Raw genomic sequence first — 12,796 nt, 5'->3', positions numbered from 1 at the left:
CGCGCGCAGCGCGGGGGGTAGTCCGGCGGCAGAGAGCAGCCGAGCATGGCTCGGCTCTACAGAAAGCCCCTTGGAGGCCCCCGCCAGCCACGGCCTGGGCCCATCCACGGTAGAATCCCCTCCTTAATCGAATCCCCCAAGCCGCATATGAGCCACTTCGAAGGCGATCTTCGCACTCCCGAATCGGCGCGCTTCGCCATCCTGGCCAGCCGCTGGAATGCCCGCATCACCGACACGCTGGTCGCTGGCGCTCGCCAGAGCATGGCCGGCAACGGCATCACCGAAGCCAACATCGACGTGATCCGCGTGCCGGGTGCCTGGGAACTGCCGCTGGTGGCCGCGCGCCTGGCCGCCGCCCATGAGCACGCCGCCATCCTCACCCTGGGCTGCGTGATCCGTGGCGACACCCGTCACTACGAACACGTGGCCGACCGCTGCGCCGAGGGCCTGATGCGCGTGCAGCTGGACTTCGGCGTGCCGGTACTGAACGGCGTGCTGGCGGTGGAACGTGCTGAAGACGCCGAGGCCCGCGCAGGCGGCAGCCACGGCAACAAGGGCGAGGAAGTCGCACTCGCCGCATTGGAAATGGTCAATCTTCTGGAGCAGCTGCCATGAACAAGAACACCCAGGGCAAGCCCTCCGGTAAACCCGTCCGCCGCGATGGCGTCGATCCGGTGCTGCGCTCGCGCGCCCGCCGTCGTGCCGTGCAGGCTCTCTACGCCTGGCAGATCTCCGGTGGCAACGCACAGTCGCTGATCGCCCAGTTCGCCCACGAGCAGGCCCGCGAAATCGCCGACCTGGCGTACTTCGAAGCGCTGATGCATGGCGTGCTCGACAACCGTCGCGACATCGACGAAGCCCTCGGCCCGTACCTGGACCGTGGCATCGAAGAAGTGGACGCGATCGAACGCGCCGTGCTGCGCCTGGCCGCCTTCGAACTGCGCTACCGCCTGGACGTGCCGTACCGCGTGGTCATCAACGAAGCCATTGAATCGGCCAAGCGTTTCGGCTCCGAGCATGGTCATACCTACGTCAACGGCGTGCTGGATCGTGCCGCCGTGGAATGGCGCAAGGTCGAATCGGGTCACTGACCCACCTGTGGTAGTGCCGGCCGCGGGCCGGCAGCTGCAGGGATCCTGAGGTTGCCGGCCCGCGGCCGGCACTACCGCCCACCGCGCAATGCGCGGCACGTACAACAGCGGGAGCGCCCCATGTCCCTGGCCGAATTCGCCCTCATCGACCGCATCCGCGCCCGCACTGCCGAGCGCGACGATATCCTGCTCGGCATTGGTGACGATGCCGCGCTGCTGCAGCCGCGCGCCAACGAACAGCTGGTGGTCACCGCCGATACGCTCAACAGCGGCGTGCACTTCCCTGCTGAAACCGCACCGTTCGATATCGGCTGGAAGACCCTGGCGGTCAACCTGTCCGATCTGGCCGCGATGGGCGCGCGCCCGGCATGGTGCACGCTGGCGCTGTCACTGCCGGAAGCATCCGAAGAATGGATTGAATCCTTTGCCGATGGCTTCTTCGCGCTGGCCGACCAGCATGGCACCGCGCTGATCGGTGGAGACACCACGCGTGGACCGTTGTCGCTGTCGGTGACTGCGATGGGACAGGTTGCGCGCGGCCAGGCATTGCGTCGCGACCGCGCGCAGGTGGGCGATGACATCTGGGTCAGTGGCACGCTGGGCGATGCCGCCGGTGCGCTGCGCCTGTGGCAACAGGGCGCGTTGAACGTGGCCACCGCCACCCTGCTGGGCGATTACGAAGCACTGCGTCTGCGTCTGCTGCGTCCCACCCCACGCGTCACCCTGGGGCTGCGCCTGCGTGCGTTCGCACATGCGGCAGTGGATGTATCCGACGGCCTGCTGGCCGACCTGGGCCACATTGCCGCACACAGCGGTGTCGGCGCGCAGGTTGATTCTGACGCACTGCCGATTTCCTCGGCACTGCGTGAACTGCTTGGCCGCGATGATGCGCGCGATTGCGCGCTGCGCGGTGGTGATGATTACGAACTGTGCTTCACCGCCGCCGCCGACCAGCGCGACTCGCTGCATTACGTTGCCGAATCGCTGGAGCTGCCGCTTACCCGCATTGGCCGCATTGTCGAAGGGCAGGGCGTGCAGGTGGATGGTGAAGCCAGCGAAGGTGGCTACCAGCACTTCGCCTGACAAACGAGAACGCCGGGCAATGCCCGGCGCTCCAGATCAGACCTGCGGTGCCGACAGCCCGAACCGGTTGCTGCCCTGCGTGCTGGGCAGCAGCATGAACACCAATACGATCAGGCCTGCGAATGGCACCAGCAACAGCAGGTACCACCAGCCCGAACGGTCGGTGTCATGCAGGCGGCGCACCGTCACTGCAATCAACGGCACGATCATCGCCAGCCAGAGCATCACGCTCAGACCAGTCGATACCAGGGCCAGGCCCTGCGAACCGCTGTAACCGGCATAAAAGCTCAGCACATACAGCGGAATCGACACCAACACGATGAACAGCTGGAACCACCAGAATTCGCTGCGGCTGGCACGCCCGCTGAACTGCGCGTAGCGCTTCAGCGGCATCGTCAATTTCTGCATTTTCTACATCTCTCTCTACGGTTGGAAAACTGTCGGGCACTATCGATGTATGCGTGAAGATGCACCATCGGAATGCTTGCAAATGCGCGTACCGCGCGCACGAATTGGGCGCTTTTCCGCACTTCCATGCAGAACGCGCGCTCCAGCAAAAGGGGGCAGACCGCAGGTTCAGGCGTTACGGCTGCACCGTTGCCTGCGCGTCGCGCGCGGTGCCGTAGTCATCCAGCCACTGGAACTTCAGGCTGGCGGGCACGGATACATCGACTGGCAGTGGCAGTCGCACCTGTGCACCCGGCGCGATCATGTCCACGGGCACGTTGCTGCCATCGGGCAACGTCAGCGTGCTCAGCGTCACGTGGTAGGCGCTGGGGTTGCGTACCTGCAGCGCCGTGCCATCCAGCTGCCATTGCAATGCTGCGGCAGCATCGCGTGCCTGGCCCGGTAGACCGGCGGGACGGTGGAACAACTTCACCCGGCTGCGTACTGCAAACTGCAGCAGGTTGCTGCCTGCCGCATCGCCGGGCTTGGGCGGAATGTCCAGCAGGTTGAAATAGAACACCGACTCGCGATCGCTCGGCAGCGGTGCATCCGAGGGCCGTGGCGCATAGGTAATGCGATAAGCCTGCCCCTGCTGTGCCTGCAGCAGTCGCGGTTCGGCCGGCGTCAAACGAAACGGTGTGCGCACATCTTCCGGCCGTGCGTGGCTGTCGCCATCGTCAATCCAGACCTGGATCATGACCGGCTGGTCACCCACATTGCTGGCCTTGACCGTGACATCGCGGCCCTGGCGAACGTCGTGCACGATGCGCGTGCCCTGCAGTGTTACCGCCGCCGACGCCGGCAGCGCAATCGCCGCCAGCACAATGGCGTGCATCCACGTCGAAGCGCGCAGATTCATGGAATCACCTCGTTGAAAAGGTGGGCGGCCCGTACCTGGACGCGCCCACCAGAATCGACTTACTTGTAGAGCACCACGAAGTCACCGGATGCATTGGCCGTGCCTGCGGTGGCGTTCTGGGCGGGCGAGGCGTACCACGCGCTGTAATCCAGCTGGCCGCTGCCACCGGCGGCAATGGTCACCCACTGCATCGGGTCGTCACCAATCTTCTGGTGGTTGCCGGCCACGTCGTACAGCGCCACGGCCACATTGGTGGCCACCGACGCAGCCGTCAGCGCCAGATTGCCGGTGGCGCCATCGGTGGTGCCGCCAAAGCGCACGCCCACGTCCTGCGCCGCACCCGAGCCGGTGCAATCCAGGGCAATGCTGAAGTTCTTCTGGCCAGCACGGGTACCAGCATTGACCGAGGCCAGGTCCACCTTGCCCATCGGCACGGTGATGGCGCCACCGACAGCACCCACGGCACAGGTGGAGGTGGTCAGCTCACCGGTAATTTCCAGCTTTTCAGCGAAAGCGGCGGGCGCGGCGAACGCGGAAAGCACACACAGTGCCAGCAGATTCTTGTTGAAGGACATCGGGACATTCTCGTTTGATGGGAAGCGGGCTGCGGCGACGTGTCGCGGCGGAGGCAAGTCTTCCGAAGCGCTCGATCCACATCAATGCAACTTGTTGTAAACGATTTCATGAGCGCGAAATCTGCAACTTGTTGCATTGGTTGCGCATCGCCTTCCCCTTACTGTGCGCAGCCTGGAAAACACGCTGCGTGCTGCACATCAACGCATGCAGCGACACGTCATCGCGCAGTACCAGACACCGTGCTGCCCTCACGCCGAGAGACTTTCGATGCTTCGCAAACGCTTCCGCCTTTCGTGGGCACTGCCCGTACTGTTGCTGAGTGCAGCCACTGTGGAGGCACAGGCCGCCTGCCGGCAGGTCGGGGGCGACGCCTTCATCGACCATGTATTCGATGTGGCCTATACGCCAGTGCCGGATCAGCGACTCGGCGCCACCTCCGGCAGCGTTTTCATCGCGTGCGACAGCCCGGGTGAGACCTACGGCAGCATGCTTCCCACCCTGATGGGCATGACCTACGTGCGTGATGTGTGGCATTCAGACACAGATAGTCTTGCCCCTGCCTATGAATTCGCGCCTGGCTCTGCGCTGCTTGTATTCAATTTCGATTCAGAGCCGTATGACTGCCCTGTCGAATGCGCGATTGAGGAGATCGAACACAGCACGCTCGTGCTTCGCGACGGCGCAGTCTCGCCTCTGCAGCGGATGGGCTCGGAACCCAAGGCGAAAGTAGATGTGCGTATAACCGTCTTTTCCCGTGGCGGCCCGATGGAATCCACCGCCGCGCGCCCGGTAGGCCGTGCAACCACCACCATCAGTGGCGTAACGGCGAATCACCATCTCACCATCGGCACCCGGTTTGTCGCGCAGACCTGCGCTGTGACACCGCAGACCGTCACGCTGGATCCGGTGGACGCACGCACCCTGGAAGCGCAGCCCACCGCGGGCGATAAGACCTTCAACGTAGCGGTCAGCTGCGCCGCATCCGGGCGCCCGGTCGTGCTGGGCATGCAGGACGTTCACGACCCGGGCAGCACCGCCACCGCGCTGGCCCCCGCACCGGGCAGTACCGCCAGTGGCGTTGCCCTGCAGGTGCTGCACCAGGGGGCACCGGTACAGATGAGAAAGCCGTGGGACCACACCGCCACCAGCGGTGCGGCCATGTCCGTGCCGTTCAGTGCGCGCTACCTGCGCACGGCCGGTGCACTGAAAGGCGGCGCCATCCGCGGCGAAGTCACTCTGCTGGCCGACTACTACTGATCTTCCGTGCGCACGCTGCCTGCACCCGATGTCCGTCAACACGCTTTTCTGTTCGAGTCCACGATGAACCTGCGCACCCGTTGCATGCCTCTCCACAGCCTTAGTCACCGCAGCGCCTGCCTGGCATCGGCTATCGCGCTCGCCATCACAGCCCCGGCGGCGCATGCCCAGACAGCGCCGCAGGTCGAGTTCAGCGACGGCTTCCTGATCGGTGGCAAGGCCATCGACATGCGCCGGTATGTGCAGGGAAATCCCGTTGAAGCGGGCGATCACCGTGTGGACGTACGGGTGAACGGCCAGCTGCTGCAGACGCGCGATATCACTTTCGTGGCCGATGCCCACAGCGATGTGGCAGCCCCGTGCATTCCCCTTGAGCTGGCGCAGATGCTGGAACTGCAGCCGCAGTACGCCGCGCAACTGGCTGCAGCGCAAGGGCAGTGCGTGGATCTGCCGGGCGTGATCGACGGTGCTACGGTCAACTTCGACAGCAGCGCGCTGCAACTGCTGCTGACCGTGCCGCAGGCGGCGCAGGCGCGCCAGGCACGTGGCCTGGTAGCCACCGACCAGCGCGATCCGGGCATTTCCGCGTTGTTCTTCAATTACACCGCAAACCACTACCGCAGCAACGGCAACAGCAACAGCTATCTCGGCCTGCGCGCAGGGCTGAACCTGGGCGACTGGCGCCTGCGCCATCGTGCCTCGGTCAGCCATGGCAGGCAGGGCACGCGGCATACGCTCATCAGCAGCCATGCCCAGCGCGATCTTCCCGCCTGGAACAGCCAACTGCTGCTGGGCGAAGGCAACACCGGCGGTGAGCTGTTCGAAAGCGTGGCCTTCAGCGGGGCGCGTGTCTTCACTGATGAACGTATGCTGCCCGATTCCCTTCGCGGCTTCGCACCCACGGTGCAGGGCATCGCCGAGGGTAACGCGGTGGTCAGCGTGCGCCAGAATGGCATCGTCATCCACGAAACCACCGTGGCCCCCGGTCCGTTCGTCATCGACGATATGTACCCCACCAGCTTCGGTGGCGATCTGGAAGTTACCGTGACCGAAGCCGATGGCCGCAGCCAGCGCTTCAACGTCAATTTCTCGGCCGTGCCACAGGCACTGCGTGCAGGCGCATCGCGCTTCAGCGCCACCGCCGGTGTGCTGCGCGATGGCGGTGGGCAGATGGAGCACCTGCGCTTTGCCGAAGGCACCTACGTGCGCGGTATCAGCAATCGGCTGACCACCCTGGGCGGCGTGCAGCTGGCGCAGGGGTATCAGGCCGTACTCGGCGGTGCGGCAGTCAATACCGGCATCGGTGCCTTCGGCGCCGACATCACCCGCTCTCGCGCTCGTACAGGCGCCGGTCCGGCCGTGGCCGGCAACAGCTTCCGGGTGAACTATCAACGCTACGTTGCCCGTACCGGCACCAACTTCGGCCTGGCCGCCTACCGGTACAGCACTCGCGGCTTTCTTTCCCTCAACGACACCGCCCGCGCGCACAACGAAGCATGGGGCTACGGCGGCCGTGCACGCCAGCGCTACCAGCTCAATTTCTCGCAGCGGCTGGGCGAGCGCGGCAATCTGTATCTCACCGGTGGCCACGTTGCCTACTGGGACAGCACTCGCCGGCAGAACGATTTCCAGCTGGGTTACCAGGGCGTGGCCGGGCGTGTGAACTACGGCGTTTCCGCCCTGCGCTACCGGCTGGGCGATGGCCGGCTGGATACCCGCTATGCCATCAATCTGGCAGTGCCATTGGGCCGCAGCAGCAACGCACCCCGGGCCAGTACCCAGGTCAGCCACGCCGCCGGGGGCCAGCAGGTGCAGCTGGGCCTGAATGGCAGCCTGGGCGAGCGACGTGCGCTCACCTACACCCTGTCCACCACCCGTGATGACCGCAGCGGGAGCAGCAGCAATGCCTACGCCAGCTACCTGGGCAGCCACGCCAATCTCAGTGCCAGCTATACCCGCAATGCCGGCAGCAGCAGCCAGACGTTCGGCGCGGCAGGCAGCCTGGTGCTGCATCGCGGCGGCATCAACTTCGGCCAGACAGTGGGCGAGGGCTTCGCGTTGGTACACGCACCCGGTGCACAGGGCGCCAGCGTGGGCTCGGGCAGCGACATCCGCGTGGCGCGCAACGGTTTTGCGTTGCTGCCGCATATCAGCCCGTATCGCTGGAACCGCATCGATCTGGATCCGTCCGGGCTGCCGCTGGAAGTGGAGTTGCTGCAGACCTCGCAACGGGTGGCGCCCACTGCCGGCAGCATCGTGCACGTGCCATTCGAGGTGCGCCGCGAGCGCACCCTCTTCATTGATGCCACCGACCGCCACGGTCAGCCATTGCCCTTTGCCGCACGCGTGCAGGACCAACAGGGCCGCACGTTGGGCGCGGTAGGCCAGGGTGGGGTTATCCAACTGCGCGGCGCACAGGACGAAGGCATTTTGATCGTCGACCCGGACGGCCCGCAGCGCTGCCAGCTGTACTACCAGATGCCCGCCGAGCCCGATGTCCAGGGGCTTTCGTGGAGCGAGGCCGTCTGCGCACCGCCGCCCCTGCCCGGGCTGCAGGCAGACGCAGCCGGCAGCGAACACCCCGCCGGTACGCCAGTGCCGACCGCGCCACGCTGAGCGCGCCCTCGTTCCGCCCCATCCCTTCATTTCCTACTGCAGGAGTTACCCATGTCATACCGCTTCATCCGCACAGTCGCGCTGCTGGTCTGCACTTGCGCTGCACCGCATGCGCTCAGCGCCACGCTCACCATCAACGGTCGCGTGCTTCCCGGCACCTGCACGTTGGCCACGCCGGCCATCACCCTGGACAACGTCAAAGCAGATGAGCTGGTACAGGGCGACAACAAGCTCAAGCAGAGCACCCTGAATTTCACCGGGTGCGTAGGCGTGGCCAAGGCAAAGCTGTCTTTTGATGGCACCGCAGCCGATGGTGATGCCCAGCGCTGGAAGAACACCGCGGCGACCGGCCCCGCCAGTGGCGTATCGGTTTCGCTGCTGGCCGGCGCCACCGGCACGACTTATCTGAAAAAGGGCGATACCGGCATTGAGGTGCCAGTAACCGGCAACACCGCCAACTATGTGCTGCGGGCCGGCTACTACCTGCCGGTGGCGGCAGGGGTGAATGCTGGTGCCGTGCAGACGGCCATCACCATTACCGCCTTGTACGAGTAACCCCACGCGCGCCGGGCAATCCCCGGCGCGGCGCCGCAGTCCATGGGGTGCAAGACAGCGCGTTGTATGGGCGGTGCATCGGGTGGATGCAGGTCACGCGAACTTCAACTGCACATCCACATACTCGGCCAGCCCACGGCAGGCCAGCAGCAGCCCTTCGCGCGCGTCGTCGCCCACCTGCTGATCTTCATCGCCATCCGCGCGCAAGCGTTCGGTCGCATGCAGCAGTTCCAGCAGCAACGTCAGGCCGGCATTGGCGCGGTCGGCGCGGGCCATGGCCACGCGTTGTCCGGATGTGCAGGCCTTGCCGGGCCAGGGCTGGCCGTCGGCGGCGTCCACTTGGCGGATGCGCTGCAGGCATGCTGACAACGTACTGTTGCAGGGCGCGCCGCTGCCGTGCGTGGTACTGAGAGTGGTTTCCAGTGCGCGGGCGATGGCCTCGGGCAGTTCGTTGGCAGCCTCGCCGAGGGTGGCGAACAGGTAGGGGGGGTGTGGCAGTCATGGTGGCTTCCATGTGCGTGCGACGAAGGAGCCACGCTGCCAATGAGAATTGTTGGAAAGTTCGAAAGCGTAGGAATTTCGTCGCTGGCAGGTGGCACAGGGAGCTGCCTGCCGAATGCGACATTCCCTGCAGAGTCGGGCCATGCTCGACTCTGCAACCGCGTCGGGCTACGACTGGACCTGAACGATGTCCTTGCCTGTCGCGATCATCCATTGAATGACTGTGGCAGCGGTGGCGATGCTGTCGGATCGATTTCCACCCGTTGCCTGCATGTCCCCTCCCGAACGTTCCCACAACGCCGCCATCGATGGCCTGCGCGCACTGGCGGTGCTGGCCGTCGTCGTCTTCCACACCAACGCCACGTGGCTGCCCGGGGGCTTCACCGGCGTGGACCTGTTCTTCGTCGTGTCCGGCTTCGTGATCAGCCAGTCGCTGGCCTCCCGCACCCATGCGTCGCTGGGCGCGATGCTGCTCGACTTCTACCGGCGCCGCGTGCTGCGCCTGTTGCCGGCGCTGCTGGTGATGTTGATGGCCACCTTCGTGCTGTCGGCACTGTTCATTCCCCGCGCGTGGCGCAATGAGCAGTTCGACCAGAGCGGCTGGGCCGCGCTGGTCGGCTTCAGCAACATCGTGCTGGCTGGTCAGCAGGACGATTATTTCTCACCCGGCGCGGAACTGAACCCTTTCCTGCATACGTGGACGCTGGGCGTGGAGGAGCAGTTCTATCTGGTCTTCCCGCTGCTGTTCTTCGTGTGGCTGCGCGGGCGTGAGCGCTGGCCGTGGTCGCGTTGGTTGTTGCCGGTGCTCACCCTGCTGTCGCTGGCGTGGGCAGGCTGGCAGGCGCAGACGGCACCGGCGGCAGCGTTCTACCTGCTGCCGGCGCGGTTCTGGGAGCTGGCCGCGGGCGCGCTGCTCTACCAGTGGATGCGCACGCGTACGCCGGGCCAGAACGGTGATGCGGTTGCAGTGATCGGTCTGGTGCTGCTGGGTGCAGGCGTGGTGATCGCACCGCAGCTGGCGATGCCGGTTCCGGGCGTGCTGGCCACCGTGGCCGGTACGTTGATGCTGTTGGCGAGCGTGGCGGCACCGGGTACATCGCGCATTGGGCGCGCGCTGGGCTGCGCACCGTTGGCCTACCTGGGCCGGCTGTCCTATTCGCTTTACCTGTGGCATTGGCCACTGCTGGTGCTGCTGCGCTGGACGTATGGCCTGCATGGCGTCGCGCTGTTGCTGTATCCGGTGCTGCTGCTGGCGGTATCTGCTGTGTCGTATCACTTCATCGAGCGTCCACTGCGGAGTGCGGCGCCACTGCTGCGCCTGGCGCCGGCCAATGTGCTGGCGATGGCGCTGCCGCTGGTGGCGCTCTGTGGTGCGGGTGCCTGGGCCGCCGTGGAGTACCACGAGGAGGTCTCGCTGAGCGTTACCCGCGACGGCTATGCATGGCAGGCACGCCGCTACCCGGCGTGGCGCCCGCTGGAGCCGGTGAGTGCGCCGGCGCTTGAAGGGCGGCGCCTGTTCGTGGCTGGCGATTCGCACGCGGCGGCGTATCGCACCATGACCAGCATGGTCGCGCGCCAGACCGGCATGGAGGTGCGCCAGCAGGATCGTGGTGGCTGCAGCTTCGTCAACCTGCTGCGGGCCAGCCCGGCCGACTGCCAGGACTTCATTGAAGACGCGTTGTCGACCATCGAGCACGAGGCGCGCCCGGGTGACATCGTGCTTCTGGCGGCCTTGCGCATGCCGGAGCTGCGCGGATTCGACTGGCAGCGGCAGGATGCACAGGAAATCTATCGGCAGCTGCTGGCCGAACGCACGCCGGCCCATGCGCAGGCTGCACGCGATGAGGCTGATCGAGTATTGGCGCGGCTGCAGCGGTTGGGGGTGCACGTGGTTGTGGATGCTCCGCTGCCGTTGTTCAAGGCCGGGGCTTACCGTTGTTCGGACTGGTTCAACCGCCACAATCCGGCTTGTGCCGGTGGTCTGAGCATGCCGCGTGCGGATCTGGAAATGCTGCGCGTGCCGCAGATGGCATTGCTGGCCGAGCTGGCAGCGCGCTATCCATCGCTGACGGTGTGGGACCCGCTGCCGCTGCTGTGCGGGCCGCAGACCTGTTCGGCGGTGGAAGAGGGTGAACCGCTGTTCTTCGACAACGATCACCTGAGTGGCCATGGCAACCGCGTGTTGCTGCCGAGCTTCCGGCAGACCCTCATCGACAGCGTAGGCAGCGCGTCCCGGTAGCGCCGGGCCATGCCCGGCGGCGTTCACACCGGCGGCAGCACCTTGCCCGGGTTGAGAATCCCATCAGGGTCCAATGCGGCCTTGATCGCGCGCATCGTCGCCAACGTAGCCGGTGTGAACGCCTGCGCCATGAAATCGCGCTTGGCCAAGCCAATGCCATGCTCGCCGGAGAGCGTGCCCCCCAGCGACAGCGTCAGTTCGAAGATCTTCGGCAGCGCGGCGTGCGCGCGCGCGTTCTCGTCGGCGTCATCCGGGTGATAGAGAATGTTGACGTGCAGGTTGCCGTTGCCGGCATGACCGAAGGTGACGATGGTCAGCGTGTAGTCGCGTGCCAGAGCCTGCACGCCGGCCACCAGTTCCGGAATGCGCGACACCGGCACCACCACGTCTTCATTGATCTTGCCGGGCGCGACGGTACGCAGTGCCGGCGACAGTGCCTTGCGCGCGGCCCACAGCTGGTCGCGTGCGCGTCCTTCCATCGCCACATCCAGTTCGATCATGCCGTCGCCTTCGGCGGCGCTGGCCAGTGCCTGCAGCAGATAGGGCAGGGTGTCGTGGTCACCATCGGCCTCGACCAGCAGCATCGCACCGGCCTCTGGAACATCGGCCCCATTGAGCCGCAGCAGCTCCAGACTGCGGGCATCCATGAATTCCAGGCGCGTGGGCACCACCGGCTGCGACATCAGGCGTGACACCGCGGCGGCGGCGGCATCGGCATCGCGATACAGCACGCGCAGGCCGGCCTGGCTGACCGGCAGCGGGGTCAGCTTCAGTGTGGCTTCCACGATCAGTGCAAGCGTGCCTTCGCTGCCCACCAGCAGGTGGGTGAGGTCGTAGCCGGTGGAATCCTTGGTGTAGGCACCACCGCAGCGGATCACATCGCCGGCGCCGGTCACGGCCACCAGGCCCAGCACGTTGTCGCGGCTGGTGCCGTACTTCACCGCGCGCGGGCCACCGGCGTTGCAGGCCAGGTTGCCACCCACGCTGCAGATCTCCGCGCTGGACGGGTCCGGTGCCCAGAACAGGCCGTGCGGCGCCAGCGCCTGCTGCAGGGTACCGTTCAATACGCCCGGCTGCACCACGGCGCAGCGGTCGCCCGCGCGGATCTCGACGATGCGGTCCATGCGGGTGAACGACAGCACGATGCTGCCCGGCAGTGGCACCGCGGCGCCGGTGGTGCCGGTGCCGGCACCCCGCGCGACCAGCGCCACGCCATGCGTGCGGCAGGCACGCACCAGCGCCTGCACCTGTTCGATGTCGGCCGGTAGCGCCACTGCCGCCGGGCGTTGATGACGCCATGAGTTGTCCTGCGCGTTGGCCTCCAGCGCGCTGTCATCCATGCGCCAGCCCTGCGCGCCCAGCAGGGCGGACAGTTCGGCAACCAACGCGGCAGGCAGTGCGGTACTCATGACGGATCTCGTGGGGAAACCGGGGTATCAACGGGCAGGCGCGTTTGGGTAGGTGCCAACCTTGGTTGGCACGGAAGCACCGACCAAGCTCGGCCGCTAGCGGGGTGCACGCGTCTGGTAGGTGCCAACCTTGGTTGGCACAGAAGCGCCGACCAAGGTCGGC

Annotated in this window: 12 protein-coding genes; 7 read left to right on the top strand and 5 right to left on the bottom strand. The window is 66.0% G+C overall.

The window, feature by feature from the left end; translation table 11 throughout:
• Nucleotides 1–147: 147 nt before the first annotated feature.
• From ribH to thiL, 3 genes are all read left to right on the top strand, one after another.
• Nucleotides 148–615, top strand: coding sequence for a 6,7-dimethyl-8-ribityllumazine synthase (gene ribH / locus ABR323_RS02275; protein WP_439448039.1), 468 nt, complete (start codon nucleotides 148–150; stop codon nucleotides 613–615).
• Complete coding sequence (gene nusB, locus ABR323_RS02270; protein ID WP_135272297.1) at nucleotides 612–1,091, top strand: transcription antitermination factor NusB; 480 nt, start codon at nucleotides 612–614, stop codon at nucleotides 1,089–1,091. The genes ribH and nusB overlap by 4 nt, the downstream gene beginning before the upstream one ends.
• Nucleotides 1,092–1,211: 120 nt before the next feature.
• Entirely contained in the window at nucleotides 1,212–2,174 is a 963-nt protein-coding gene (gene thiL / locus ABR323_RS02265) for a thiamine-phosphate kinase (protein ID WP_439448038.1), read from the top strand.
• Nucleotides 2,175–2,210: 36 nt separating this feature from the next.
• Here the strand turns inward: thiL and ABR323_RS02260 are convergent, their stop codons facing one another.
• The 3 genes from ABR323_RS02260 to ABR323_RS02250 form a co-directional block, all read right to left on the bottom strand.
• On the bottom strand, nucleotides 2,211–2,582 hold the full coding sequence (locus ABR323_RS02260) for a DUF805 domain-containing protein (protein WP_439448037.1): 372 nt from the start codon (nucleotides 2,580–2,582) through the stop codon (nucleotides 2,211–2,213).
• Nucleotides 2,583–2,757: 175 nt separating this feature from the next.
• A complete protein-coding gene (locus ABR323_RS02255) occupies nucleotides 2,758–3,480 on the bottom strand; it encodes a fimbrial biogenesis chaperone (RefSeq protein WP_439448036.1) in 723 nt (240 codons plus the stop codon).
• A gap of 59 nt (nucleotides 3,481–3,539) precedes the next feature.
• On the bottom strand, nucleotides 3,540–4,055 hold the full coding sequence (locus ABR323_RS02250) for a fimbrial protein (protein ID WP_439448035.1): 516 nt from the start codon (nucleotides 4,053–4,055) through the stop codon (nucleotides 3,540–3,542).
• A gap of 268 nt (nucleotides 4,056–4,323) precedes the next feature.
• On the opposite strand from ABR323_RS02250, the gene ABR323_RS02245 reads away from it, so the two are divergent.
• From ABR323_RS02245 to ABR323_RS02235, 3 genes are all read left to right on the top strand, one after another.
• Entirely contained in the window at nucleotides 4,324–5,313 is a 990-nt protein-coding gene (locus ABR323_RS02245; protein ID WP_439448034.1) for a fimbrial protein, read from the top strand.
• A 63-nt stretch (nucleotides 5,314–5,376) separates the two neighbouring features.
• Nucleotides 5,377–7,929: a fimbria/pilus outer membrane usher protein gene (locus tag ABR323_RS02240; RefSeq protein ID WP_439448033.1), complete on the top strand. Its 2,553-nt coding sequence runs from the start codon at nucleotides 5,377–5,379 to the stop codon at nucleotides 7,927–7,929.
• A gap of 51 nt (nucleotides 7,930–7,980) precedes the next feature.
• Entirely contained in the window at nucleotides 7,981–8,484 is a 504-nt protein-coding gene (locus ABR323_RS02235; protein ID WP_439448032.1) for a fimbrial protein, read from the top strand.
• A 93-nt stretch (nucleotides 8,485–8,577) separates the two neighbouring features.
• On the opposite strand, the gene ABR323_RS02230 is transcribed toward ABR323_RS02235, so the two are convergent.
• Nucleotides 8,578–8,853 carry a hypothetical protein gene (locus ABR323_RS02230; RefSeq protein ID WP_439448031.1) on the bottom strand — a complete coding sequence of 92 codons (276 nt, stop codon included), beginning with the start codon at nucleotides 8,851–8,853 and terminating at the stop codon, nucleotides 8,578–8,580.
• Nucleotides 8,854–9,202: 349 nt separating this feature from the next.
• Between ABR323_RS02230 and ABR323_RS02225 the strand changes: the two genes are divergently transcribed.
• Complete coding sequence (locus tag ABR323_RS02225; RefSeq protein ID WP_439448030.1) at nucleotides 9,203–11,224, top strand: acyltransferase family protein; 2,022 nt, start codon at nucleotides 9,203–9,205, stop codon at nucleotides 11,222–11,224.
• A gap of 23 nt (nucleotides 11,225–11,247) precedes the next feature.
• Here ABR323_RS02225 and ABR323_RS02220 read toward each other — a convergent pair whose 3' ends face one another.
• Complete coding sequence (locus ABR323_RS02220; protein ID WP_439448029.1) at nucleotides 11,248–12,633, bottom strand: FAD-binding oxidoreductase; 1,386 nt, start codon at nucleotides 12,631–12,633, stop codon at nucleotides 11,248–11,250.
• Between the last annotated feature and the right edge of the window lie 163 nt (nucleotides 12,634–12,796).

Source organism: Stenotrophomonas sp. ATs4 (assembly GCF_051861585.1).
Lineage (GTDB): Bacteria > Pseudomonadota > Gammaproteobacteria > Xanthomonadales > Xanthomonadaceae > Stenotrophomonas > Stenotrophomonas maltophilia_AS.
Note: the sequence above shows the minus strand (reverse complement) of the source record. Positions and strands in the feature narration are given on the sequence as shown.

What these genes read in the sequence shown, in the direction of transcription:
- ribH (WP_439448039.1), top strand. Translation starts at nt 148, where the DNA reads ATGAGCCACTTCGAAGGCGATCTTCGCACTCCCGAATCGGCGCGCTTC.
- nusB (WP_135272297.1), top strand. Translation starts at nt 612, where the DNA reads ATGAACAAGAACACCCAGGGCAAGCCCTCCGGTAAACCCGTCCGCCGC.
- thiL (WP_439448038.1), top strand. Translation starts at nt 1,212, where the DNA reads ATGTCCCTGGCCGAATTCGCCCTCATCGACCGCATCCGCGCCCGCACT.
- ABR323_RS02260 (WP_439448037.1), bottom strand. Translation starts at nt 2,582, where the DNA reads ATGCAGAAATTGACGATGCCGCTGAAGCGCTACGCGCAGTTCAGCGGG.
- ABR323_RS02255 (WP_439448036.1), bottom strand. Translation starts at nt 3,480, where the DNA reads ATGAATCTGCGCGCTTCGACGTGGATGCACGCCATTGTGCTGGCGGCG.
- ABR323_RS02250 (WP_439448035.1), bottom strand. Translation starts at nt 4,055, where the DNA reads ATGTCCTTCAACAAGAATCTGCTGGCACTGTGTGTGCTTTCCGCGTTC.
- ABR323_RS02245 (WP_439448034.1), top strand. Translation starts at nt 4,324, where the DNA reads ATGCTTCGCAAACGCTTCCGCCTTTCGTGGGCACTGCCCGTACTGTTG.
- ABR323_RS02240 (WP_439448033.1), top strand. Translation starts at nt 5,377, where the DNA reads ATGAACCTGCGCACCCGTTGCATGCCTCTCCACAGCCTTAGTCACCGC.
- ABR323_RS02235 (WP_439448032.1), top strand. Translation starts at nt 7,981, where the DNA reads ATGTCATACCGCTTCATCCGCACAGTCGCGCTGCTGGTCTGCACTTGC.
- ABR323_RS02225 (WP_439448030.1), top strand. Translation starts at nt 9,203, where the DNA reads ATGACTGTGGCAGCGGTGGCGATGCTGTCGGATCGATTTCCACCCGTT.
- ABR323_RS02220 (WP_439448029.1), bottom strand. Translation starts at nt 12,633, where the DNA reads ATGAGTACCGCACTGCCTGCCGCGTTGGTTGCCGAACTGTCCGCCCTG.